The sequence below is a fragment of the Pedococcus sp. P2_D9 genome, from assembly GCF_056404275.1.
In genome coordinates this window covers 129,640-153,229 of the sequence record NZ_JBFUEI010000006.1, presented here as the reverse complement: position 1 = coordinate 153,229, position 23,590 = coordinate 129,640, and the positions used below count along the sequence as shown (strand labels likewise).

The 23,590-nt window shown below is 68.9% G+C and carries 24 protein-coding genes, 4 tRNA genes and 1 riboswitch; of the genes, 15 read left to right on the top strand and 13 right to left on the bottom strand.

The annotated features are described in order from the left end of the window. The first annotated feature begins 127 nt into the window (after positions 1 to 127). The 4 genes from pstS (at position 128) to pstB (ending at position 4,185) form a co-directional block, all read left to right on the top strand. Positions 128 to 1,249: a phosphate ABC transporter substrate-binding protein PstS gene (pstS, locus tag AC1DXJ_RS12040; protein ID WP_477637069.1), complete on the top strand. Its 1,122-nt coding sequence runs from the start codon at positions 128 to 130 to the stop codon at positions 1,247 to 1,249. Between the two features lie 153 nt (positions 1,250 to 1,402). Beyond that, the gene (gene pstC, locus AC1DXJ_RS12035; RefSeq protein WP_477637068.1) at positions 1,403 to 2,416 is read left to right on the top strand and encodes a phosphate ABC transporter permease subunit PstC; all 1,014 of its coding nucleotides are present in this window, start codon (positions 1,403 to 1,405) and stop codon (positions 2,414 to 2,416) included. Beyond that, positions 2,413 to 3,333: a phosphate ABC transporter permease PstA gene (gene pstA, locus AC1DXJ_RS12030; RefSeq protein WP_477613996.1), complete on the top strand. Its 921-nt coding sequence runs from the start codon at positions 2,413 to 2,415 to the stop codon at positions 3,331 to 3,333. Before pstC ends, pstA begins: the two co-directional genes overlap by 4 nt. A 75-nt stretch (positions 3,334 to 3,408) precedes the next feature. Continuing rightward, positions 3,409 to 4,185 (top strand): phosphate ABC transporter ATP-binding protein PstB, encoded by a 777-nt coding sequence (pstB, locus tag AC1DXJ_RS12025; protein WP_477613997.1) that lies wholly within the window; start codon positions 3,409 to 3,411, stop codon positions 4,183 to 4,185. Positions 4,186 to 4,530: 345 nt separating this feature from the next. Here the strand turns inward: pstB and AC1DXJ_RS12020 are convergent, their stop codons facing one another. From AC1DXJ_RS12020 to AC1DXJ_RS11995, 6 genes are all read right to left on the bottom strand, one after another. Further along, the gene (locus AC1DXJ_RS12020) at positions 4,531 to 5,298 is read right to left on the bottom strand and encodes a hypothetical protein (RefSeq protein ID WP_477637067.1); all 768 of its coding nucleotides are present in this window, start codon (positions 5,296 to 5,298) and stop codon (positions 4,531 to 4,533) included. A gap of 729 nt (positions 5,299 to 6,027) precedes the next feature. Further along, positions 6,028 to 7,020 (bottom strand): inorganic phosphate transporter, encoded by a 993-nt coding sequence (locus AC1DXJ_RS12015; protein WP_477613999.1) that lies wholly within the window; start codon positions 7,018 to 7,020, stop codon positions 6,028 to 6,030. Between the two features lie 8 nt (positions 7,021 to 7,028). Then, positions 7,029 to 7,655, bottom strand: a complete 627-nt coding sequence (locus tag AC1DXJ_RS12010) for a DUF47 domain-containing protein (protein ID WP_477614000.1) — start codon at positions 7,653 to 7,655, stop codon at positions 7,029 to 7,031. Positions 7,656 to 7,763: 108 nt separating this feature from the next. Next, a complete protein-coding gene (locus tag AC1DXJ_RS12005; protein WP_477614001.1) occupies positions 7,764 to 7,982 on the bottom strand; it encodes a hypothetical protein in 219 nt (72 codons plus the stop codon). Positions 7,983 to 8,548: 566 nt separating this feature from the next. Then, on the bottom strand, positions 8,549 to 9,196 hold the full coding sequence (locus tag AC1DXJ_RS12000) for a hypothetical protein (RefSeq protein ID WP_477614002.1): 648 nt from the start codon (positions 9,194 to 9,196) through the stop codon (positions 8,549 to 8,551). 41 nt (positions 9,197 to 9,237) lie between these two features. Beyond that, entirely contained in the window at positions 9,238 to 9,600 is a 363-nt protein-coding gene (locus AC1DXJ_RS11995; RefSeq protein ID WP_477624453.1) for a TFIIB-type zinc ribbon-containing protein, read from the bottom strand. A 111-nt stretch (positions 9,601 to 9,711) separates the two neighbouring features. On the opposite strand from AC1DXJ_RS11995, the gene AC1DXJ_RS11990 reads away from it, so the two are divergent. The 9 genes from AC1DXJ_RS11990 (at position 9,712) to AC1DXJ_RS11950 (ending at position 14,360) form a co-directional block, all read left to right on the top strand. After that, positions 9,712 to 10,107: a hypothetical protein gene (locus AC1DXJ_RS11990; protein ID WP_477624454.1), complete on the top strand. Its 396-nt coding sequence runs from the start codon at positions 9,712 to 9,714 to the stop codon at positions 10,105 to 10,107. A 103-nt stretch (positions 10,108 to 10,210) separates the two neighbouring features. Continuing rightward, positions 10,211 to 10,283 (top strand) — tRNA-Lys (locus AC1DXJ_RS11985). A 148-nt stretch (positions 10,284 to 10,431) separates the two neighbouring features. Continuing rightward, entirely contained in the window at positions 10,432 to 11,421 is a 990-nt protein-coding gene (locus AC1DXJ_RS11980; protein ID WP_477624455.1) for a pirin family protein, read from the top strand. A gap of 35 nt (positions 11,422 to 11,456) precedes the next feature. Beyond that, positions 11,457 to 11,750 carry a hypothetical protein gene (locus AC1DXJ_RS11975; RefSeq protein WP_477614006.1) on the top strand — a complete coding sequence of 98 codons (294 nt, stop codon included), beginning with the start codon at positions 11,457 to 11,459 and terminating at the stop codon, positions 11,748 to 11,750. Further along, positions 11,747 to 12,586, top strand: coding sequence for an oxidoreductase (locus AC1DXJ_RS11970; RefSeq protein WP_477624456.1), 840 nt, complete (start codon positions 11,747 to 11,749; stop codon positions 12,584 to 12,586). The genes AC1DXJ_RS11975 and AC1DXJ_RS11970 overlap by 4 nt, the downstream gene beginning before the upstream one ends. Before the next feature lie 4 nt (positions 12,587 to 12,590). Then, positions 12,591 to 13,658, top strand: coding sequence for a PHP domain-containing protein (locus AC1DXJ_RS11965; protein ID WP_477637066.1), 1,068 nt, complete (start codon positions 12,591 to 12,593; stop codon positions 13,656 to 13,658). Then, a complete protein-coding gene (locus AC1DXJ_RS11960; RefSeq protein WP_477637065.1) occupies positions 13,655 to 14,029 on the top strand; it encodes a GntR family transcriptional regulator in 375 nt (124 codons plus the stop codon). The genes AC1DXJ_RS11965 and AC1DXJ_RS11960 overlap by 4 nt, the downstream gene beginning before the upstream one ends. A 164-nt stretch (positions 14,030 to 14,193) precedes the next feature. Beyond that, positions 14,194 to 14,266: transfer RNA gene (locus AC1DXJ_RS11955), tRNA-Glu, on the top strand. Positions 14,267 to 14,286: 20 nt separating this feature from the next. Continuing rightward, a tRNA-Asp gene (locus AC1DXJ_RS11950) sits at positions 14,287 to 14,360 on the top strand. 103 nt (positions 14,361 to 14,463) lie between these two features. On the opposite strand, the gene AC1DXJ_RS11945 is transcribed toward AC1DXJ_RS11950, so the two are convergent. From AC1DXJ_RS11945 to AC1DXJ_RS11915, 7 genes are all read right to left on the bottom strand, one after another. Then, positions 14,464 to 15,366: a TauD/TfdA dioxygenase family protein gene (locus AC1DXJ_RS11945; RefSeq protein WP_477637064.1), complete on the bottom strand. Its 903-nt coding sequence runs from the start codon at positions 15,364 to 15,366 to the stop codon at positions 14,464 to 14,466. Continuing rightward, positions 15,363 to 16,712 (bottom strand): LLM class flavin-dependent oxidoreductase, encoded by a 1,350-nt coding sequence (locus AC1DXJ_RS11940; protein ID WP_477637063.1) that lies wholly within the window; start codon positions 16,710 to 16,712, stop codon positions 15,363 to 15,365. Before AC1DXJ_RS11940 ends, AC1DXJ_RS11945 begins: the two co-directional genes overlap by 4 nt. A gap of 36 nt (positions 16,713 to 16,748) precedes the next feature. Then, entirely contained in the window at positions 16,749 to 17,642 is an 894-nt protein-coding gene (locus AC1DXJ_RS11935; protein WP_477637062.1) for an ABC transporter permease, read from the bottom strand. Next, complete coding sequence (locus tag AC1DXJ_RS11930) at positions 17,642 to 18,487, bottom strand: ABC transporter ATP-binding protein (protein WP_477632776.1); 846 nt, start codon at positions 18,485 to 18,487, stop codon at positions 17,642 to 17,644. Before AC1DXJ_RS11930 ends, AC1DXJ_RS11935 begins: the two co-directional genes overlap by 1 nt. Next, positions 18,484 to 19,539: an ABC transporter substrate-binding protein gene (locus tag AC1DXJ_RS11925; RefSeq protein WP_477637061.1), complete on the bottom strand. Its 1,056-nt coding sequence runs from the start codon at positions 19,537 to 19,539 to the stop codon at positions 18,484 to 18,486. The genes AC1DXJ_RS11930 and AC1DXJ_RS11925 overlap by 4 nt, the downstream gene beginning before the upstream one ends. Then, positions 19,539 to 20,114: an NADPH-dependent FMN reductase gene (gene ssuE / locus AC1DXJ_RS11920; RefSeq protein WP_477637060.1), complete on the bottom strand. Its 576-nt coding sequence runs from the start codon at positions 20,112 to 20,114 to the stop codon at positions 19,539 to 19,541. Before ssuE ends, AC1DXJ_RS11925 begins: the two co-directional genes overlap by 1 nt. A gap of 285 nt (positions 20,115 to 20,399) precedes the next feature. Further along, positions 20,400 to 20,514: riboswitch (SAM riboswitch) on the bottom strand. A gap of 155 nt (positions 20,515 to 20,669) precedes the next feature. Beyond that, positions 20,670 to 21,593: an NADP-dependent oxidoreductase gene (locus tag AC1DXJ_RS11915; RefSeq protein ID WP_477614016.1), complete on the bottom strand. Its 924-nt coding sequence runs from the start codon at positions 21,591 to 21,593 to the stop codon at positions 20,670 to 20,672. A 172-nt stretch (positions 21,594 to 21,765) separates the two neighbouring features. Here AC1DXJ_RS11915 and AC1DXJ_RS11910 point away from each other — a divergent pair. Then, positions 21,766 to 21,842 (top strand) — tRNA-Phe (locus AC1DXJ_RS11910). Between the two features lie 569 nt (positions 21,843 to 22,411). Continuing rightward, positions 22,412 to 23,056 (top strand): DUF6308 family protein, encoded by a 645-nt coding sequence (locus tag AC1DXJ_RS11905; protein WP_477637059.1) that lies wholly within the window; start codon positions 22,412 to 22,414, stop codon positions 23,054 to 23,056. Positions 23,057 to 23,590 lie beyond the last annotated feature (534 nt).

Genomic DNA, 23,590 nt, shown 5'->3' with positions numbered 1-23,590 from the left:
ATGTCTGACTGGTGTTCACCGTCCGTTCACCCTCCGCGGGCCGCTGCGTCACTCGCCCTGCCTACCTTCGGGGCGTCGGGTACGAATGCCCGCCCCTGATTTTCCCCTGTGGAAAGGTTTGAACACCGTGAAGATTCAGCGTCTTGGCCTGGTGGCCAGCGTCGCCTTGGTCAGCTCGATCGCGCTGACCGCGTGCGGCTCCGACAACAACGCCGGCAGCTCCGGCGGTTCGTCGGACTCGAGCTCCACCACCACGTCGGCCTGCCCCAAGAGCGGCACCCTGAACGGCGAGGGCTCCTCGGCTCAGAAGAACGCCATCGAAGAGGCCATCGCGTCGTTCCAGGACGAGTGTGCCGGCACCACCGTCAACTACAACCCGACCGGTTCCGGCGCGGGCATCAAGCAGTTCATCGCGGGCCAGGTCGACTTCGCCGGCTCCGACTCCGCGCTCAAGACCGTTGAGAAGGACGGGGTCATCGAGGCCGACGCCGCGGCGAAGTTCTGCGGCTCCCCCGCCTGGAACCTGCCGATGGTCACCGGCCCCATCGCGGTCTCCTACAACGTCAAGGGCGTCGACAAGCTCGTCCTGACCCCCGAGGTCGCCGCCAACATCTTCAGCGGCAAGGTCACGACGTGGAACGACGCGTCGATCGCCAAGCTCAACGCCGGCGTGACCCTGCCGAGCGAGCCGATCAAGGTGTTCTTCCGCTCTGACGAGTCGGGCACGACCGAGAACTTCACCAAGTACCTCAAGGCCGCAGCCCCGGCTGCCTGGACCTCCGAGCCCGGCAAGAAGTGGCTGGGCAAGGGTGAGGGCAAGGAGAAGTCCGCCGGTGTCGCCGGTGCCGTCAAGGCCACCGAGGGTGGCATCACCTACGCCGAGTGGTCCTACGCCAAGGACAACAAGCTGGGCATCGCCCAGATCGACAACGGCGCCGGCCCGGTCGAGCTCAGCGGTGCCTCCGTGGGCAAGGCCGTGTCCGCCGCGAAGGCCGACGGCGAAGGCAACGACCTGCGCCTCAAGATGGACTACGCCACCAAGGAGGCCGGGGCCTACCCGATCCTGCTGGTGACCTACGAGATCGTCTGCTCCAAGGGCAAGGACGCCGCCAAGACGGCCCTCACCAAGGCCTTCCTGACGCACTTCGCCTCTGCCGACACCCAGAAGTCCCTCGAGGAGATCGGCTACGCGCCGCTCCCCGACGAGGTCCGCACCAAGGTCGACACCGCGATCGCAGCGCTGTCCTGACCCGCACCGGGTATGCCGGGGGGCTGGCTGGTTGCCAGCTCCCCGGCATACCCGTTCTGATGGATGGACGAACGTCTGGTGGACTGTGCGAAGGCACGCACCACCACGACCGCACGCACCACGACCACGACCACACGCACCGAGAGGCGCAACGTGAGCTCCGTAACCGGCGTTTCGATCGCTGACGAGCTGCCCGGACCCGACGGCCGACCCACCCTGAGCGGCGACGGCGCCGGCACCGGACGGCTCGGCGACCGTCTCTTCGGGGGTGCGGCCAAGGGCGCCGGGATCCTCGTCATCGGCCTGGTGTCGCTGGTCGGGGCGTTCCTGCTCTGGCAGGCCATCCCGGCGATCGCCGACGACAAGGTCAACTTCCTCACCTCGCGCGAGTGGTCGGTCGACAACGCGTCGAACCTGAAGTTCGGGATCGTCGAGCTGCTGTGGACCACCATTGCCGTCTCGACCATCGGCATGCTCATCGCGGTGCCGGTCGGGGTGGCGGTGGCGCTGTTCATCACGCAGTACGCGCCGAGGTGGCTCTCGCGGCCGGCGGCGAACCTCGTGGACCTGCTTGCCGCGGTGCCCTCGATCGTCTACGGCATCTGGGGCCTGAAGACCTTCGGCCCGGTGTTCGAGCCGGTCCAGAACTTCCTCAAGGACACGCTGGGCTGGTTCCCTCTCTTCTCCGACGCGGGCATCAGCGGCGGGAGCACGATCCTGTTCGTCGGCATCGTCCTGGCGATCATGGTGCTCCCGATCGTCACGGCGCTGTCGCGCGAGGTGTTCGCCCAGACGCCCGTGACCCACACGGAAGGCGCGCTGGCCCTCGGCGCGACCAAGTGGGAGATGATCCGCGTCGCGGTGCTGCCGTTCGGCAAGGCCGGCGTCATCTCGGCCGCCATGCTGGCCCTCGGCCGCGCCCTCGGCGAGACCATCGCCGTCACGATCATCCTCTCGACCCTGGCCGCCGGAACTGGCTGGACCTGGTCGCTGTTCAACGGCGGCGAGACGTTCGCGTCGCGCATCGCCAACAACGCCGGGGAGTTCGACTCCCCCGCGAAGACCGGCGCGTTCATCGCGGCCGGGCTGGTGCTGTTCGTGCTGACCTTCATCGTCAACGCGATCGCCCGCATCGTGATCGAGCGCAGGAAGGCGTTCATCGAATGAGCACCGTCGACACCGTGCGGCCCGACCAGGCGTCCAACGGCTCCACGATCCCGGCCCTCGGCCACCCGGCCCGCGGGCGCGAGATCCGGGACCAGCTGGCGCGGGTGGTGATGTGGGGCGCGTTCCTGCTCGCCCTCGTGCCACTGCTGTGGATCCTGTGGACCGTCGTCAGCAAGGGCGCCCACCTGCTCCTGGACGCCCAGTGGTGGACGAACTCCCAGAAGGGCATCACGGCCCGCCGCGAAGGTGGCGGCGCGATCCACGCCATCCAGGGCACCCTGATCCAGGGCCTCACGACCGCGGCCATCTCCGTGCCGATCGGCGTGATGACCGCGATCTACCTCGTCGAGTACGGCCGAGGCCGGCTGGCGAAGGCCGTGTCCTTCATGGTCGACATCCTGACCGGTGTGCCCTCGATCGTCGCCGGCCTGTTCGTCTATGCGCTCTGGGTGACGACGTTCGGATTCCAGCGGGTCGGCTTCGCGGTCTGCCTGGCGCTCGTGCTCCTGATGGTGCCGGTCGTGGTGCGCTCCACCGAGGAGATGCTCAAGCTCGTGCCGAACGAGCTGCGTGAGGCGGCGTACGCCCTGGGAGTGCCCAAGTGGAAGACGATCGTGCGGGTCGTCCTGCCCACCGCCTTCTCGGGCATCATCACCGGCGTGCTGCTGGGACTGGCCCGGGTCATGGGCGAGACCGCACCGCTGCTGATCCTCGGGCCCTACTCCAAGTCCATCGCCACGGACCTGTTCAGCGGCCTCATGCCGACGCTCCCCACGATGATCAACCAGGACCGGACCGAGAGCCTGCAGCCCGCGGTCGACCGCGTCTGGGCTGCCGCGCTGACCCTGATCCTGCTGATCCTGATCCTCAACCTGGCCGGCCGTGTCATCGCCCGGCTCGGATCCGTCAAGAAGTAAGCCACCCGCGAAACCCCGCTCCGCGACCGTGCCGGCCACCCGGCATACTCGATCCGAAGGACGAAAGAACAGACCATGGCCAAGCGAATCGACGTCAGTGACCTGAACGTCTACTACGGCGCGTTCAAGGCCGTCGAAGGCGTCACGATGACCGTGGAGCCACGCTCGGTGACCGCGTTCATCGGGCCGTCGGGCTGCGGGAAGTCCACGTTCCTGCGCACCCTCAACCGGATGCACGAGGTGATCCCCGGCGGTCGCGTCGAGGGCAAGGTCATGCTCGACGACCAGGACCTGTACGCATCGGGCGTCGACCCCGTGGCGGTGCGCCGGACGGTCGGGATGGTGTTCCAGCGACCGAACCCGTTCCCCACGATGTCGATCTACGACAACGTCGCGGCCGGGCTCCGGCTGAACGGCGTACGCGGGAAGGCCAAGCTCGACGAGGTCGTGGAGAAGTCGCTCAACGGGGCCAACCTGTGGAACGAGGTCAAGGACCGGCTGGCCAAGCCCGGCGCCGGACTGTCCGGTGGCCAGCAGCAGCGGCTGTGCATCGCCCGGGCCATCGCGGTCGAGCCGCAGGTGCTGCTGATGGACGAGCCCTGCTCGGCGCTCGACCCGATCTCGACCCTGGCCATCGAGGACCTGATCTCGGAGCTGAAGAGCCAGTACACGATCGTGATCGTCACCCACAACATGCAGCAGGCAGCACGGGTCTCCGACCAGACCGCCTTCTTCAACCTCGCGGCGACCGGCAAGCCCGGCAAGCTGGTCGAGGTCGCCGACACCCAGAAGATCTTCAACAACCCCGGGGTGAAGGCCACAGAGGACTACATCAGCGGTCGCTTCGGCTGACCCCAGCGCCTGCTGGGCGGCGACGGGTTGCGCGCAGATCGTCACCAACGCCGCAATCGGCTCCCTCGTGACCACCTGCCGGCAACAAGTACCCCGGCGCGGCGACTTGTTGCGCGCTAATCGTCACCAACGCCGCAAACGGCCGGCCCGTGACCACCGGCGCGCAACAAGTCCCCCGGCGCTGCGACCTGTTGCGCGCAGATCGTCACCAGCCCCGCAATCGGCCCCCTCGAGACCACCTGCCGGCAACAAGTCCCCCGGCGCTGCGACCTGTTGCGCGCTAATCGTCACCAACGCCGCAATCGGCCCCCTCGAGACCACCTGCGCGCAACAAGTCGCCCGGAGTTAGGCGGCGTAGGGGCCCTCATCTCCGCCCATCCGCATGGTCTCCGCACTCCAGAGACGCAGGTCGTCCTCAGGGTCCTGCCTCCAAAGACAGCGGATCCGGCTCGGATCTGCCCGACGACGAGCAGATCGCAAGACCTCAGCCAAGCCAGAACCGCCACCCAGGACGTCGCTTGTGTCCCACCTCGCCACTGCGAAACCCACTGACTCGAGCTCGCGTTCGCGTTCCCGCTCGGCGAGCATGTGGGTCGCGGCTTCGTCGGCGTCCCAGGTGTCTGAGCCGTAGGCACCCAGGTACTTGCCGCGGCCGTCCGCCTCGCCGATCACGCCAGCCAGTGCCCACAGGAAGTCGACCCTGCCTATGAGTCGACCATCCAGGTGGTGGATCCATACCTGGCTCATCGGCACCGAGAAGCCCAACTGGTGAGCTGTGGCAACGGAGGCTGACTCGAGCCAGCTCTCGCGACGCGCATCCGCCATGGCAATCCCGGCGTCGGCCTTCGTGACGCCCGGCCACCTCGTCTGGAAGGCCCGCATCGCCCGTAGTGCGTCAGCACTGGTCGTCCCGTTGCGCAGCGCTCCATCGGCGATCGCCAAGGCGTCGCGGAGCCGCAGCTGGCGAAGGCAGTCGATGACAGTGCGGTCGACCGTCGTCACGGGAAGGCCCGAAACCTCGGTGACGTGATCGGAAGGGAGGTCGCCATCCAGCAGGCGCCTCCAGTCATCTCGGGCGGCAGTGCGCTCGGACTCGGGCACTGTCAGGCTCACGGCACCAAGTGGGCCCAAGGGCTGTGGGAGCCCGTGCACAAGCGCAGCGCTCTGGTGGCTCAGCACCCCATCTTTGACGGACGCGCTCGCAGCACGGGACATGGCCCGATGAAGCTCTTGGGGGTCGAGTTCGAGCCACGGCTCGCGGACGGCGTACAGGCTGGGCGCGACAGGAATGATGTGACGCCGTCTGACTGCCCCGGCGATGCTGGTGCTGCTCAGGCCGGCGGCTAACGCCTCCCTGGCCAGGAAGGGTTGGGGCAGGGACTGCCACGCTGCTTCAGGGGTTGTCCTCATCCTGCGATCGTGGGTGGCGAGGCTGTCGCGGACCATGCCCGACCTTGGGCCTGTGGACACAGCCCGCGTCGACCGTGACCCTGTGGACCAGCACGACCGATGCGGGCGCGGCGTCGCGGCCACGGTGGCCGGGCGCCGGCCGAACTCGCCCCGCGCTGCCCGCCGTGGCCTCGCGCTGCCCCCGACTTGTTGCCGTCCGATGGTCACGGCGCCCCCCAAACCGGACCGGGGTGACCACCAGATCGCAACACGTCGCACCTGCCCCCGACTTGTTGCCGTCCGATGGTCACGGCACCCCCAAAAACGGACCCGGGTGACCACCAGATCGCAACAAGTGCGAGCAGAGCAGGGCCGAGCAGGGCCGAGCAGAGCAGCGCCGAGTAGCGCCGAACCCGTCCTACCCCCAGCACCCGTGGCCAGGAGCGGGGGCGGTCAGACGAAGAGGTTGATCAGGAGGCAGCTGGCGGCGGCGACCAGGCCGGCGCCGGGGAAGGTCAGGATCCAGGCGCCGACGATGTTGCCGGCCACGCCCCACCGCACGGCCGACAGCCGCTTGGTCGCGCCGACGCCCATGATCGCCGAGGTGATCGTGTGGGTGGTCGAGATCGGGGCGCCGAACGCCATGCCCGCAACGTAGAGGATCGAGGCCGCCGTCGTCTCCGCTGCGAAACCCTGCGGCGGGTCGAGGTGGATGATCCGGCGGCCGAGGGTACGCATGATCCGCCACCCACCGGCATACGTGCCCAGGGAGATCACGATGGCGCTCATGAGCAGCACCCACAGCGGGATGCCCTTGCCGTTGTAGTGGCCACCAACGGTCAGCGCGAGGACGACGACACCGGCGGTCTTGGACGCGTCCTGGAGTCCGTGGCCGAAGGCCATGGCCGCGGCCGACGCGGTCTGCGCGTACCTGAATCCACGCGAGACGCGACCCGGGTGGGCTCGGCGGAACAGCCACATGATCGTGGCCATGACGATGTAGCCGAGCATGATCCCGACGAGGGGCGAGGCGATCATCGGGATGATGACCTTGTGGAAGATGCCGGTCCACTTGACGTCAGCACCCGCAGCCAGGGCGGCACCACCCAGGCCGCCGATCAGGGCGTGGGACGAGGACGACGGCAGGCCGTACCACCAGGTCAGCAGGTTCCACCCGATGGCGCCGATCAGGGCGGCCGCGCAGATCACCAGACCGGGGTTGCCTGAGGGCGCCTCGATGATGCCCTTGCCGACGGTGTCCGCGATCTTCTTGCCGAAGAACGCACCGAAGAGGTTGGCCACTGCGGCCATGAGCAGCGCGACCCGCGGCGTCAGGGCGCGGGTCGAGACCGAGGTCGCGATCGCATTGGCCGCGTCGTGAAAACCGTTGGTGTAGTTGAAGCCCATCGCCAAGGCGATGACGATTCCGATCGGAAGCCAGTCCATGGGGAGGCTCAGGACTCCTTGACCGCGATGCTCTCGACCTTGTGAGCCACCTTCTCGAACGCGTCAGCGGCGGCCTCGAGCTCCTCGACGACCTCCTTGAGCTTCATGATCGTGAGGGTGTCGCCACCGAAGTCACCGTTGAACAGTCCGGCGAGCAGCCGGCGGTAGATCTGGTCGGCCTGGTTCTCGAGGCGGTTGATCTCGATCCAGTAGCCGGAGAGGTCCTTCATCGAGCGCAACCGAGGCATGGCGTCAGCCGTGAGCTCCGACATCCGCGAGAGGACCTCGACCTGGTCGGACACGCCGGCCGGGAGGTCACCGATGCGGTAGAGCACGATCAGGTCGACCGCGGCGTCCATCATGTCCATGCAGTCGTCCAGCGTCGACGCGAGGCCGTGGATGTCCTCACGGTCGAACGGCGTGATGAACGAGCTGTTCACCTTGCGGATGATCTCGTGGGTCGCCTCGTCGGCGGCGTGCTCGATCTCCCGCATCTTCGTCGCGACGGCTTCGCGCTCGGCGTGTGGAACGCCCAACAGCGTCGTCAGCTCACGCGAGCCGAGGACGAGGTAGGAAGCGGACTTGGCGAACAGATCGTAAAAACTGTTCTCCTGGGGGGTGAGGCGAAAGCCCACGGTTCTCTCCGGTCACGCAAGGGGGATGGCCGTGGACGATGCTACGGGCAAGGACGCGAGAAAGCGCAACTGGGCGCTGATCGTCGCCGGTCGGTACCGCGCAGACGATCAGGCGTTCTGGCGCTTCCAGACCCGGTGCGGGGAGCTCGGTGCGTCGTCGGACGACGTCGGGTGCCCGCGCTCGATGCCGAGGGCCCGGTCGATCTCGTCCTCGGTGAGCGGCTCGTCGCTGGCAGTCGCGGCGACGACCAGGTCGCCCACCAGCTCGATCTCGTCCTGAAGCGCGTCGTCGGTCAGGTCAGCACCGGCCCGCGGTTCCTTGGTCATGGATGAAACGCTAACCGAGGCAACGCCGAACAGCGCATCTAGTTTGCTATCTCTTGACCCGCGATGCCCCGGAACCACCCAGATGGGCCATACCGGACACCATCACGACTAGTCCCATCCGGCTATGCCTGATGATGGTGGCCATGACCCCCGATCTCGGCGGTGCCCCCCCGGTCGAACCTCGCGATGTCGAGGACCGGGGTTCGTTCAGTCATGCCGTATGCCGCGTGTGCGGCTGGAGCGGTCCGGGTCGCCGTTCGCGACGGGTCTCGAGAGAGGACGCACAGGCTCACCAGGGGGTCTGCCCGGGTGGTCGACCGCCGGCCCAGGACAGCTGAGCGAGGGGGCGCGCACGCGGCATACCAAGGCTTGTGGATCAGTGGCCAGACATGGCCGGGAGATGAACATTTGTGCGTCGGGCCGGGAGCGCCTCACGGCGCGCGGCCGCTCGTAGCGGCTTCAGTTGGGACCCGGGGCTACCGCGGCCCGACGCACGTCCGACTGTAACCCCGGAGGCTCTGGAGTTGTTCCATCTGCGGCGTGTTTACCGCGACGCAAGGGGCCGTTCAGATGAGTTCGCCGGCCCGCCACAGGCGGGCTCCGGCCTCCAGATCCTCGGCGGTCGAGAGCATCGACGCGGCCCGGCGGGTCTGCTGGGCGGCGGCCTCGCGGTCCTGGGCGTCGGTCGTGTCGGCACGGTCGGCGCGGCCCGCGGCCACGACGCGACAGAACGCCGCCGCCCGTTGCAGCGCAACGGCGAAGTCGCCCGCGAAGACTCCCCGCAGGATCGCGTCGCTGAGCTCGCGGAGCTCGGCGGGTCCGGGCGGCTCGGCGACGCCCGCCACCGCGTGGTTGACGTCGGTGAAGCGGATCCCTGCTGCGTAGTCGGCGCTGGCCTCACCCGGGCTGCGCTGCACCCACTCTCGCAAGGCGTAGAGCCGCCAGAGGGCACCCGGCAGGCTCCGCGCGGGACGGTCGGCCCAGAGCTCTGCGACGGTGACCAACCCCAGCTCGTCGACGAGGGCTACGAGCCGCGCGGTCAGGGCGGGGTCGTCGTTGGCGCGCCCGGTGCCCACCAGGACCGCGGCCGTCTCGTGGGCGATCTCGGTGACCTGCGCGGGGTCGGGGACCGTGCCGCCCTGCGCCTCCATCGCCATGGGGCTGAAGAAGGCTGGGCGGCGCGGACCGGGTCGGCCACTGGGCTCGTTTTTCATCGCGCCCATTGTCTCAGGTGATGCTCGCTGGGCGGCCTCGCTCAGTCGAAGAGCTCGCTGAGGAACGACTTCTTGCGCCGCTGGCCGTAGCCGCCAGGTCCGCCGTACGGCGCCTTGGACATCGAGCGGTAGGGCGCCTGGTAGCTCTGAGCCGGCTGCTGTTGCCACGCCCCCTGCTGCTGTGGGGGCTGTGGCACCGGCGGCTGCTGCGGGGTCGGCGCTGCCGCTGCGGGAGGTGCTTGCGCAGGGGATTGGTGCCACGCGTTCTCCGCGGCGACCAGGGCCTCGAGCTCCCCACGGTCGAGGAACAGGCCGCCACATCCCGTGCACTGGTCGACGTGGACCCGGTTGCGCTCGTAGCTGCGCATGTCGGAACCACACTTGGGACAGGTGAGGGTGATCATGTCGGGCCAACGGCTCGGGGTGGGATGGGGTTCCGGGCGCCCCCGGACTGCCTGGGGTTGGTTCCTTGCCGGGTCCCACGATGCAACGGCTGGTTGCGACACAGTGGGAACGTGCCCCCTGAGTCCCGGAGTCCGCGGCCGGCTCGTGTGGTCCGCACCGTCGTGTCGGTGCTCGTGATCGCCACAGGGGTGGCCGGTTTCGCGTTCTTCGGGTTGATGGCCTGGCTCGGTATGTGCGGGATCTCGGGGTGCTCGGGCGGCGGCTTCGGGCGGTCTACGGACCCGGCGGGAACCCGCCAGCTGCTGCTGCTGGCCGCAGCCTGCCTGCTCGCCGCGCTGCTCGTCCGCTCTGCGCTCCTGCGCAGCCTGCGCAGCCTGCGCACCGCCGGGTATGCCGTCGTGATCAGCCTCGTGGCGGTGCCGGCACTCGCGGGGGTGATCGGGTCGGACTGGCGCGGCTGTCCGAGGTCCGTCTCCTACGAGACCTGTCTCGCCGAGAGTCGTTGAACGCCTGATCCGTTGTTCGCTGACCGCCAGGGCCCGTTGAACGGAGTGGGGACTCCTGCGCCTCGTTGGCTACGCTGACCTGCGGCTCGCCAACCGGCAGCCAGGGCCTCTAGCTCAATGGTTAGAGCTGCGGACTTTTAATCCGTAGGTTGTGGGTTCGAGTCCCACGGGGCCCACCGGTGCCCGAAAAACTTGGCTGTCTGACGCGGCGCGCGTGACTCGAGAGTGCACGACACGCTGACGCGACCGTGATGTCCTCAGCGTGTCGTGCACACTCGATGGCACGTCTGCTGCGGGTGAGCGCGTTCGGTGCAGACTGGGTTGGTGAGCAATGTCGAGACCCAGCCGCAAGAAACCGTCTGCTCGACGGCGCCGTCCGTCGACGGGGTGGAGATCCTCGAACCCCGTGACGTGCCCCTCGGCGGGCCTCGCGCGATGACAGTCCGTCGCACCCTCCCCCAGCGCCAGCGCTCCCTCATCGGCGCCTGGTGCTTCGCCGACCACTACGGCCCGGACGACGTCGCAGGCTCGGGTGGCATGGACGTCCCGCCCCACCCCCACTGCGGGCTCCAGACGGTCAGCTGGCTGTTCACGGGCGAGATCGAGCACCGCGACAGCCTCGGCTCGCACGCCATCATCCGCCCCGGTGCGGTCAACCTGATGACCGGTGGGCTCGGCATCGCCCACTCCGAGGTGTCCACTCCGGGCACGACCGTCCTCCACGGGGCCCAGCTGTGGGTGGCCCTGCCCGACGCGTACCGCAACGCCCCCAAGGCATTCCAGCACCACGAGCCGACGCCGACGCGGCTCGACGGTGCCACCCTGAGCGTGTTTCTCGGCAGCCTGGCCGGCCAGACCTCCCCGGTCGAGAGCTTCACCCCCCTGCTCGGCGCCGAGGTCACCCTCGACGCGGGGGCCACGGTCGAGCTGGGTCTCGACGCGGCATACGAGCACGGGGTGCTGGCCGACAGCGAAGGGCTCACGGTCAACGGCACCGCCACCCCGCGCAGCGCCATGGCCTATCTCCCCACGGCGACCGCGACGCTCACCCTCACCAACACCGGAAACGACAGCGCCCGGGCGCTCATCCTCGGTGGGCCGCCGTTCGACGAGGAGATCGTCATGTGGTGGAACTTCGTCGGCCGCAGCCACGAGGACATCGTGACCGCTCGCGAGGAGTGGATGGCCCACTCGGAGCGGTTCGGTGAGGTGGACGGGTACGCCGGCCAGGTCAAGCACCTGCCGGCGCCAGAGATGCCTGCCGTGCGGATCCGCCCGCGCTCCAACACATCTCGCAGCGCCCGGGACGCGTGACCCCTTCCCGGCGGGTGATGGGGCAGACTGGCGGCATGAGTCCCACCACCGGACAGCGCCCCGGGCAGCGACCTGGTGGCGTCGCCGCCTTCGCCCCCATCGTCGTCGCCGTCTGTGCGATCGTCCTCGTCCGCGAAGGTCTCGAGGCGGTCCTCCCCAGCCTCAACACGTGGGTCGTCTTCGTCATCGCCCTGGCGGCGGGCTGGCTGGCGTACGCAGGCGTCGAGCGCTGGGTCGCGCGCCGCAACGGGGGCGGACCCGCCGGCCCCGCAGGACCCGCAGGACCCGCAGGACCGGCCGGACCCGCAGGGCGCGGCGAGGAGCAGTGAGCGCCGCCCCCACCGGACCTGTCCTCGTCACCGGCTGCTCGTCCGGCATCGGCCGTGCCGCAGCCGAGGCGCTCATCGCACGCGGCCACACGGTCTATGCCACCGCCCGTCGCACCGAGACCCTCACCGACCTCGAAGCCGCGGGAGCGCGCATTCTCGCCCTCGACGTCACCTCCGAGGAGTCGATGTCCAGCGCGGTCAAAACGATCGAGGCCGAGCACGACAGCATCGGCGCCCTGGTCAACAACGCCGGGTACGGCGAGTACGGCACCATCGAGGAAACAGACCTCGACAAGGTGCGCACCATGTTCGAGACCAACGTGTTCGGACTCGCCCGGCTCACCCAGCTCGTCCTGCCGGCGATGCGCGAAGCCCACAGCGGTCGCGTCGTCAACATCGGCTCGATGGGGGGCCGCTTCACCTTCCCCGTCGGCGGCTACTACCACGCGACCAAGTACGCCGTGGAGGCGATCACCGACGCCCTGCGCAACGAGGTGCGCGGCTTCGGCATCGGCGTCAGCCTGATCGAGCCAGGCCTCATCCGGACCGGCTTCGAGGAGACCGCCCTCACCTCCGATGCCGCTGCGGCACAACAACATTCACCGTATGCCGCGTTGCTGGCCTCCAGCGCCAGCAACACCACCGGCGGCTACGGCAACCCCATGGTGGCCACCGGCCCGGAGTCCGTCGCCAAGGTCGTCGTCAGGGCAGTCGAGTCGCGCCACCCCCGGTCGCGCTACATCGTGACGCCGGCAGCCAGGGCCCTCATCGCCACGAGGACGCTGGGTGGCGACCGGGTCTGGGACTTCATGATCCGGCAGCAGTTCAAGGGGTAGCGCCGTGGTCGCGTCCGTGGAACCCCTCACCGCACCCGTCGAGCCCGACGAGGCCCTGCGACGCATCGCCTTCCTGCTCGAGCGGGAACGGGCCGGCTCCTACCGCGTCGAGGCGTTCCGCAAAGCCGTCGTCACGGTCAGGGAGACACCGGACGACGAACTCCGCAGCCGCCACGAGGCCGGCACCCTGCAGGACCTCGCCGGGATCGGGAAGTCCACCGCCGCCGTGGTGAGCGAGGCCCTGGACGGTGAGCTCCCGGCATACCTGGAGTCGTTGCAGGGAAAGGCGAAGCCGCTCGCCCAGGGCGGCACCGACTTGCTCGCCCAGATCAAGGGCGACTGCCACTCGCACTCCAACTGGTCGGACGGTGGCAGTCCCATCGAGGAGATGGTGCTCACGGCCGTGGAGCTCGGGCACGAGTGGCTGGTCCTCACCGACCACTCCCCCCAGCTGCGCGTGGCCAACGGGCTCACGGCCGAGCGACTGACCAAGCAGCTGGCCATCGTCGATGCGATCAACGCCTCGCTGGGTGGCCAGTTCCAGCTGCTCAAGGGGATCGAGGTCGACATCCTCGACGACGGGTCACTGGACCAGACCGACGCGATGCTCGCCAAGCTCGACCTGGTCACCGCGAGCGTCCACTCCAAGCTCAAGATGAACAAGGCGCCGATGACCAAGCGGATGGTGGCCGCGGTGTCCAACCCCCGCGTCAACGTGCTGGGCCACTGCACCGGGCGGCTCGTCGAGGGATCGCGCGGGACGCGAGCGCAGTCGGAGTTCGACGCGCGCGCCGTGTTCGAGGCCTGTGCCGAGCACGGCACCGCCGTCGAGATCAACAGCCGTCCCGAGCGGCGCGACCCACCGGACGAGCTGATCAGGCTGGCGATGGAGATCGGCTGCGTGTTCGCGATCGACTCCGACGCGCACGCCCCGGGGCAGCTGGAGATGAAGGCCTACGGCTGCGAGCGCGCCGGGGACCTCGGCATCGACCCCGACCGGATCGTCACCACCTGGGACGTCGACCGCCTGCTGACGTGGGCCGCCCCGCAGACGGCTGCGAGCGGCGGGTGAGCACCCCGCCGGTGTCGGTCGACCCGACTGCCCCGGAGCCACCCTTCGAGCAGGTCCGCGCCCAGCTGGCCGGGCTGATCGCCCGCGGCACCCTCGCGGAGGGCGACCGGCTCCCTACCGTGCGTGGGCTGGCCGCCGACCTGGGCCTGGCGGTCAACACCGTGGCCCGGGCCTACAAGGAGCTCGAGGCCGAGGGTCTCGTCACCACCCGAAGTCGCGCCGGGACCGTCGTGGCGGCGGCCTCTCAACCCCTCGACGTCGCCCTCGACCGCAGCGCCGCGGACTACGCCATCCTGGCCGCACGGGCCGGGCTGAGCGAGTCGGCGGCCGTCGACCGGGTGCGCGCGGCGCTGCGCGAGGCACGCCCCTGACCAGCCCCGCGGCATACCATCGGGTCGTGCGGACGGGCGGCGCCCAGCCCCCGGCTCGCGTTGCCCACGGACCCGTTTTGGTTATCCGGGCGGTCTGCCCGTATGCTTTCGCGAGTCCTCGACGGATCCGCGCCTGGCGCTAACGGCGGGGGGCCGTTGAACTGGTCCCCATCGTCTAGCGGCCTAGGACCCCGCCCTTTCACGGCGGTAGCACGGGTTCGAATCCCGTTGGGGATACGCAGTAAAAGCACCATCTAGGCCCCGTAGCGCAGTTGGTTAGCGCGCCGCCCTGTCACGGCGGAGGTCGCCGGTTCGAGCCCGGTCGGGGTCGCTCGAAAGCCAAGAGGCCCGCACACACGTGCGGGCCTCTTCGCATGTCCGGGCATGCCGCGGGGCTGGGCCTCGTGCGCCGGCCCAGCCCTGGGGCATCCCCGTCAGTCCCCCTGCGTGTAGTGCGACGCGTCCCCTTCGATCACCCTGCTCTTCTCCCCAGTCAGCCCCACCGGCACGTCGCCCGCGACGGTGACCCGGTGGAGGCGGCGCGGCAGGTGGTCGTAGTTGTCGATCGCGTAGTGCTGGGTGATCCGGTTGTCGAAGATGACGAGCTGGTCCGGCTCCCAGGCGACACGCACGACGTTCTCCGGGCGGGTGATGTAGGACTGGAACAGCCGGATCAGGTCCCGGCTCTCCGCGGCGGACAGCCCGACCAGCCGCTGGGCGAAGCCGCCGAGGTAGAGCCCCTTCTCCCCCGTCTCGGGATGCACGCGCACGACCGGGTGGGCGGTCCGATAGGCGGTGGAGGTGAACTCAGCACGGTTCTCCCTGGCCTGGTCGTCGAGGGACTCCTCCGGCTCGGCGTAGTCGTAGTCGTTGGTGTGGATCGCCCAGAGCGAGTCGGCCAGCAGCCTCAAGGGCTCGGGCAGGTCGCGGTAGCCCGCACCGGTGTTGGCGATCAGCGTCTCGCCGCCGTGGGGTGGGACCACCTTGCTCGACAGGGTGGTCGCCTTCGGTGGCGCCTGGACGAAGGTGACGTCCGTGTGCCAGTGGTTGGCCACCCCCATCTCGCTGTCGACGGGGAGGATCCGCGGGGCGCCCGGCGCCGACGCCACCGTGGGGTGCGCCGTCGTGAGCGGGCCGAAGTGCGCGGCGAACCGTTCCTGCTGATCGTCGGTGAGCGGGGCACGGCGGAAGACGAGCGCCTTGTGCTCCAGCAGAGCCTGGTTGAGGAACTGGATGGTTTCGGCATCGAGGTCGGAGGTGAGGTCGACGCCGACGATCTCGGCGCCGATCCGTCCGGTGATCTTGCGGACGTCCCGGTCGGTGGCGATGGCGGTCATGCTGCGTGCTCCTTCGTGGTGAGGGCGTGCTCGGTGTTGGGGTTGGCCGGCCGGGGCAGGCCGTAGTGGTCGCGCAGCGTCCTGCCCGTGTACTCGGTGCGGAACAGGCCCCGACGCTGCAGCTCGGGGACCACGAGGTCGACGAAGTCGTCCAGACCGCCCGGCAGCGTCGGCGGCATGACGTTGAACCCGTCGGCTGCCCCCTGCTCGAACCACTCCTGGATCTGGTCGGCGACCTGCACGGCCGTCCCGGCGAACACCCGGTGGCCGCGCCCGCCGGCCAACCTCTCGATGAGCTGGCGGACCGTGAGGCCCTCGCGCTCGGACAGGTCGAGGACCAGCTGCTTGCGGCTCTGGTTGCCTTCCGTGCCCACCGCCACGGGCGGCAGTGGTCCGTCGAGGTCGCCCTCGGTCAGCTCGTGGTCGAGCATGGTCGAGAGCTGCGCCAGCCCGTGTGCCGGGTTGATCAGGGCGTTGAGCTCGGCCTCCTTCTCCTTGGCCTCCTCCTCTGTGCGCCCTATGACGGGGCTGATGCCAGGGAGAATGAGCAGGGCTTCCGGGCGCCGACCGTGGGCGGCGAGCCGGCCCTTGAGGTCGGCGTAGAACGCCTGCGCCTCCTCGAGCGTCTGCTGCGCGGTGAAGACGGCCTCGGCGAAGCGGGCCGCGTACTCCTTGCCCGACTCGCTCGACCCCGCCTGCACCAGGAGGGGGTAGCCCTGCACGGGCCGGCGGATGTTGAGTGGGCCGCGCACCTCGAAGTGCGGGCCCTTGTGGTCGATCGGAGCGATGCGGTCGGTGTCGGCGTAGATGCCCGACCCCTTGTCGGCGATGACGGCCTCGTCGTCGAAGGAGTCCCAGAGCGCCTGGGCGAGCTGGACGAACTCGGTGGCCCGCGCATACCTCGCCTCGTGGTCGGGGCGACCCTCGAGCCCGAAGTTCCGCGCCTCGTCCTGCCCGGCGCTCGTGACGATGTTCCACCCGGCCCGCCCACCGCTGAGGTGGTCGAGCGAGGCGAACGCGCGAGCCAGCGTGTAGGGGTGGTTGTACGTCGTCGACGCGGTCGCGATGAGCCCGACGTGGGTCGTCGAGGCGGCCAGGGCCGAGAGCAGGGTGAGGGGCTCGAACGCGCTGTGCGTGTTGTGCTTCACGTTGCCGTGCAGCGCCACTCCGTCGGCGAAGAAGACCGAGTTGAGCAGGCCGCGCTCGGCCGTCCGGGCGATGTCGACGTAGTGCTGCAAGGTGAGGGCCCGGGCCGGCTCGACGTCAGGATGGCGCCAGGCCGCCTCGTGGTGGCCGGTGGACATGATGAAGGCGTTGAGATGGAGCTCTCGGTGTTCAGTGGACATGGTTCACCTTTCCTTTCAACGGATGTGGGGTGCTGGTCAGCGGGCCGCGGCAGCGACGCGCCAGCGCGAGAAGTGCCGCTCCAGCCGGACGAGGACGGTGTTCACGAGGAGCCCGAACAGCGAGACGGTGAGGATGCCGGCATACATGTCCGGGATCTGGAAGCTGCTCTGGGCGTTGACGATCAGGTAGCCCAGCCCCGCCTTTGCACCCACCATCTCGGCCGCGATGAGGACCAGGATCGACGCCGTCCCAGCCATGCGGACGCCCGTGAAGATGGTGGGCACCGCCGAGGGCAGGACCACCTTCTGGAACAGCCTCAGGCTGCCCAGCCCCAGCGACCGGGCGGCTCTGACGAGGAGCGGGTCGACCGTGCGCACCCCGGCGATCGTGTTGAGCAGCACCGGGAAGAAGCTCGCGTACGCGACGATCGAGATCTTGCTCGTCTCCCCGATCCCGAGCAGTAGGACGAAGACCGGCAGGAGCGCGAGGGCGGCCGTGTTGCGGAAGGCTTCCAGCAGCGGCGTGAGGAACTCGCGCAGGCCGTCGTACCAGGCCACCACGAGTCCCAGCCCGATGCCCGCGACGACCGCGACGCTGAACCCGATCACCGACCGGGTCAGGCTGGCCGCGACGTGCTGCTGGAGCTGGCCGCTCTGGACCAGCCCCCACCACGCCTGGAGCACTTCGTGCAACGGGGGGAGGAACACCTTGCGCGCGGGGTCGAGCAGGTACTGCGTGCCGAACTCCCACAACAGGAGGAAAAGCACGACGGCAGCAGACCTGCGCGTCCCCCGCCCGAGGCGGCGCGCGGCGCCACCCCACCAGGTATGCCGCGTGGCGGCCGGCCGAGCCACGCTCGCCTCGGGTGCCGGGCCGGGCTGCGTCGGCACTGTCAGATCACGACCTGGGTCCAGGGTTGCGGTGCTCATCAGGCTGCCTTCTCTGTGCCGTCGGGCTGGATCTTGAGATGACCGGCGTCCTGGGCGCGGCGCACCTCGTCGTGCAGGAGCGTCCAGACCTCGTGCCGGTAGTGCACGAAGCGGGGGTCCGACCGCAGGTCGGTGGTGGACTCGCGGTCGCCGAGGTCGACGTCGACGAGAGCCTTGAGACGCCCGGGCCGGGCGCTCAGGACGGCCACGCGCTGGCCGAGATAGACCGCCTCCTCGATGCCGTGGGTGATGAACACGACAGTCGTGTCGGTGGCTCGCCAGATCCGCAGCAGCTCGTCCTGCAGCTGTTCACGGGTCTGCGCGTCAAGGGCAGCGAACGGCTCGTCCATGAGCAGGATGCCGGGCTGGTAGGCCAGGCTCCGGGCGATCGCGACCCGCTGCTTCATCCCACCGGAGAGCTCGTGTGGATACCGGTCCTCGAACCCCTCGAGCCCCACGAGGGCCAGGTTCTCGCGGGCCCGTTCGGTGCGCTCGCGGCGACTCAGTCCCCGTTGCTCGAGGCCGAACGTCACGTTGGCGAGGGTGGTCCGCCAGGGAAAGAGCGCGTACTGCTGGAAGACGATGCCCCGGTCGAGACCGGGACCGGTCACCTCGGCGCCGTCCACGAGGACGCTGCCGCTCGTGGGGCGGCTCAGCCCGCCGAGGAGGTCGAGCAAGGTGGTCTTGCCCGACCCGCTCGGTCCGACCAGCGTGAGGAACTCACCGCGTGGCACCTCCAGGGACACGTCGTCCAGCGCGACCAGCGGGCGTGCTTGCGGCTGGTCCCTGGTCGGGCGGAGCGCGAACTCCTTGGTCACGCCACGCAGCTCGATGTGGGCACTCATGAGGACGCCTTCGACGCGAGCCCGTTGTAGTCGTTGGTGTAGAGGTCGCGGGGCTTGAGCGCGCCCTGCTCGAGGACCCCGCTGTCGACGAGCCACGGCTCCCAGCGGGTGAAGTCCTGGTCACTGATCAAGCCGCCCTTGCTGGCGACTCCCACGCTCTTCCAGAACTTGAGGTTGTCGGTCTTCTCGTTGCGACCACGCTTCTCGATGATGGTGGTGAACCGCGTGATGACGGTCTCGCGAGAGCTCGTGCGCTCCCACTCGATCGCCTTGGCGACCCCGGTGACGAACTCCTTGGCTGCCGCCGGATGCTTGGCGATGAAGTCGTCCCGTAGGACGTACTGACCACCGTTGAAGGCGCCGAACAGCTCGTAGTCGCTGAACAGCGACCGCAGCCCACCCGTGGCGATGGCGTGGTCCTGCAGGACCCCCGAGAGGGTGCCGACGTCGACCTGCCCACGCCGGACGGCCRGCTCGGTGTCGTTGGGGGGCAGTGGGACCAGCTGCACCTGCTTGATCTCCTCCGGCGTGAGGCCGTTCTTCTTCAGGTAGGTGTCGATGACCGCCTCGGCGTGCGCCCCCAGAGTGTTGACAGCGACCTTCTTGCCGATCAGGTCGTGCGGGGTCCGGATCGGACTGTCGTTCTTGACGTAGAAGCCGTTGAACGTCCTGGCGTCCTCGCCGTAGTAGTTGATGACGGCCTTGACCGGGGCGCCTGCGCTGATGAGCTTGACCACGGCGCCGGAGAACGCACCGCCGAAGTCGGTCTGCCCCGTGGCCGCGGACTGGATGTCCTGGGGACCGCTGGTGGTGTTGCCGACCCAGTTGAGCTTGAGGGTGGGGAAGTAGCCCAGGTCGGAGGCGAGCTCGGGTAGCGACACCGAGTTGGCCCACCCCTGGTAGCGAATGGTCACCGGCCCCTTGTCCTTCGCGGACGTGCTGGCCTCGCTCGACGGGAGCGAGCAGCCGGACACCAGGACGAGTGGCAGGGCCGCCGCCAGCGAGGCGATCAGCGCCCGGCTCGCGGTGAAGGAACCACGAATCGCGCGCATCAGGCCACCGCCTCGCGGAGCACGGCACCCGCGGTAACCAGCGAGCGGCCTGCCACGGTGTCGAGGAAGACGGTCGTGACCTCGCGCAGCGGTCGCAGGGCAGCCTCGTCGAGGAAGGCCTCACCCCCGTCGACGAGCCTCACGTGGTCGGCCAGGACGAACCAGCCCGGGGTGATGCTGCTCGGCGACAGGCTCGCCAGGACGGGGCGGAGGGCATAGTCGACGACCAGCACGTGGGCGGGCGTGCCGCCGGTGGCCACCGGCAGGACGACCTTGCCCCGCAGCGCGAACTGCGGCAGCAGGTCGAGGAAGGTCTTGAGCAGGCCGCCGTAGGCCGCCTTGTAGACCGGGGTGGACACGACGACCGCGTCTGCCGCCTCGAGCGCAGCCACGGCGCGTGCCACTTCGGGGTCGTGGGCGTCACCGCGCAGGAGTGGGCCGGCGGGCAGGTCCCGCAACACGATGGGGACGACGACGTGGCCGGCGCGTTGGAGCTGTCTTGCGATGTCGGAGAGGACGGCGTCGGTCTTGGAGGAGGGGGAGGGACTGCTGGAGATCGTGGCAATGACAGCCATGGGTGGATCCTTTCGGGCAAGGGGAATCGCCGGTCCTGCGCCGAGGCGCAGAACCGTTGGAGGAGAATGGGTTTCGAGGTAGCAGTCGTCGAACAGACCTACGAGCGCAGGTCGGAGACCGGCTGAAGCCGACGAACGACGAGGGCGCGCGTCAGGGGCGACAGAGTGCGCTGGAAACCCTGAGCAGGTCGATGTGCCTGCGCAGGACGGGTAGACAGGAGCGATCGACTGCCTGCCTGGATCCGTTGTCCTTCATGGGTTTCCGTCCTCGGATGAGGCTCGAGAGCCTCGCGCTTGCGGCAGTCGTCCGACTGCCACCTGGTCTTCACCCGGAGCACCCCACCGCGAGTGGGAGGGTTGCCGTCCAGCGAGCCGGGGCTTGTCACTGGAGCTCATGACCTACGTCGAAGGTAGCGGTTCCTTCATTGCCTATCAAATAAGTAGGATATGCCTCTCGCATGGTGGGACGACAAAGAGCGCCCACGCACGGAATCCGTTGCGCGGGCGCCCTTTTGGACAGGCGTCATATGCGTGGCGGGGGCCCGCCAGGGTCCGTCAGACGCTGACCTCGATGGCGATCTTGCCGCGGACGTGCCCGGTCTGGCTCAGCTCGAACGCCTCAGCCGCATCCGCGAGCGCGAACACGTCGGCCACCGGCACGGTCAGCCGACCCGCGTCGGCGAGGTCGCCCAGCGCAGTCAGGTCCTCGGCGTTGGGCCGCACCCATGCGGCGATGCCACCGGCCTCGGCGACGGTGCCGTCGGCGATCGACCCGTGCCGTCCACCGTCGGCGAGAACGGCCTGCGTGACGTCCAGGACCCCGCCGACGAAGTCGGCCACGACGTCCACGCCGTCGGGCGACAGCTCACGTACGCGCTCGGCCAGCCCCGCGCCATACGTCACCGGCTCTGCACCCAGCCCGCGCAGGAACTCGTGGTTGCCCTCGGAGGCGGTGCCGATCACGCGCGCGCCGAGAGCTCGGGCGATCTGCACGGCGAAGAGACCGACTCCACCGGCGGCGGCGTGCACGAGGACCGTCTCGCCATCCTTGAGTCCCAGCCGAGCGATCAGCTGGTATGCCGTGAGGCCGGCAAGCGGGAGGCCCGCCGCCTGGTGCCAGTCGAGGGACTTCGGCTTGCGGGCGACCGTGCGGACGGGCGCGGTGACAAGCTCGGCGAAGGTGCCGCCCTGCACCCAGTCCTTGCGGGCGTAGGCGATCACCTCGTCGCCGGGGGCCCACTCGGGGGTGTCGGGGCCGACCGCCTCGACGACTCCCGAGACGTCCCAGCCCGGGATCGCGGGGAACTCCACGACCATGAGGCCGTCGAGATAGCCCTTCATGACCTTCCAGTCGACAGGGTTCACGGCTGCGCTGCGCACGCGGATGAGCACCTCGCCGGGGCCGACCTTGGGGTCGGGGAGGTCGGTGAGCTGGAGGATGTCGGGGTCGCCGTACTCGGCGAAGGTGATTGCCTTCATGGTGGGGGCAACGTCGCCACCCACGGGGTATTCCGCGATGACCGTCGGTTGTGAGGGGGCAGCACGGATCGGCTATGATCCTGCAGTCGCGACGGTCCCCCGGGCTTCGGCACGAGGCCGCCGCGATCGCATGTTCTGCATTGCATGGTCACCATCACGCACATGCACCCACGGCCAGGTAGCTCAGTTGGTACGAGCGTCCGACTGAAAATCGGAAGGTCGGCGGTTCGACCCCGCCCCTGGCCACCACCCAAAGCCGCAGGTCAGGGACCCGTGACCTGCGGCTTTGCGTATCTCTCGCCCTCCGTTGAGGAGGGGCGGCTTGCCGCCAATGACCGCGATTAACCGGCAATAGCCGAGAGATGTTGCACGAGATGTTGCACGAAATCTCGAGGTCAACAGACTCGGGCAGCTCAAGCAGATGGCCGCGCCCGGGACGATCCGGCCGTTAGAGGCTGCGCTCACCGCGGCGTCCGCGGAGGGCCGGCTTCTAGCCCATGCCCCCCGGCTCTGGTCACCGGACCGACGTCGAGGAACGCATGTCCGATATGTGCTGAGCTATTCATTACGAGCGTCTTTGGCCCTGGGGCGACGTCGGCGGCAGTGGCGTCAGGAGCACCAGCCGTACGAATCTGACGCCATCGGTTGGGCCGTTCTCAGATCTCGTGTGCCCAAATTGTGCCCACGCGTGAGGGAGGCTTCGTGGGCTGTCCGCGCCTTCCGACATGCTGTCTGGCATGACAGAACCTGGCACAGCGTTGCCGAACGGCTGGACCCAAGCGCCTGTTGCCCTCCTCTCAGAGGCCACCGAGCGAGTCATGTCCATCCTCTCGAATACGGACACAGCGGTCGAGAGATTGGCCGCGTACTACCGGTGGGAGGGCGACTATGCCGGGGCTGCGTTTGTGACGGTGAACCCGAACGATCCGTATGCCATCGAGGCGAGCGATCTGTTCGCGGTCACGCTCCTGAATGTCGAGATCCCACAGATGGCGGCCCGGCGAATCTTGGAGCCGGGTGCAACCTCGGCTCACTTGAGCCGGCTATTGGCTCTCGACGAGCTCGGCCTCGATCGGAATCTGCAGACCTCCGGGCTCGAGACGCTGTCCGCCATGGGTCTGTTCTACGACACCGTGAAGATGGCGTTGGCGCCTCACCATGTTGCGACGTCCGACCGCTGGGTGACCGCGGCGAAGGTGTGCGCTCGCAAACGACCAGACCTGTTTCCTGTCCGAGACAACGACGTGACCAAGCTGCTGGGCACGCGCGCCTCGAAGAGCTACGCGCTCGACTGGTTGGTGTTCAAGCATCTCCTGAGCACGGACCATCTTCTGCGGGCCCTAGACGAGGTTGTGGACCGCGCCGCGCAGAAGCCAGGCGTCAGGATTGGGGACCCGAACCTTCGGTTGCGGCATTTGGACGTGGTCCTCTGGACGCACGCCAATCCCCCACCCGGCACGTAGGTGCACTTTGCGCCGAGGCCGGGCGGGCGGGTCTGCGCATTGACTCGAGGGCGGGGAGCCGGAAGGTGACCGGCTGCGATGCCGGTACGGGCGCCAACCGAACGGGTCTTAAGGCGGAAAATAGGCCGGAAGGTGCTGGCTGGGGCTTACGGCAGCCGTGCGCCCGCCCGCCCCGTCCGTCAACAGTGCAGTAGACGGTGAGCTGAGTCGGAGTTGAGAGCAGCGTCCTGGGAGGTGGTCAGGGCGCTACTTGCATGTGCCGCCCTCGGCGCGGCCGCGCCCGGAACGGCCGCCAGGCCGCATACCCGGCATGGCCGCGCCGCAGGCGCGGCTCGCGGCGGAGCCGCGTTTAAGCCAGTAGAGAAAGTCCTCACCACCAGACTCGGCAGACACGCGCGCCCGCCGGAGTCGGCCACTACACTGCGCATCACGGCCTCCTTAGGGTGGCTTTGTAGTTGCTTTTTCGGTGGCTTAAGCGTAACGTCAGGCTCTCCACAAGGAGGATTGATGGCACCCACTCAGATCTCGACACAC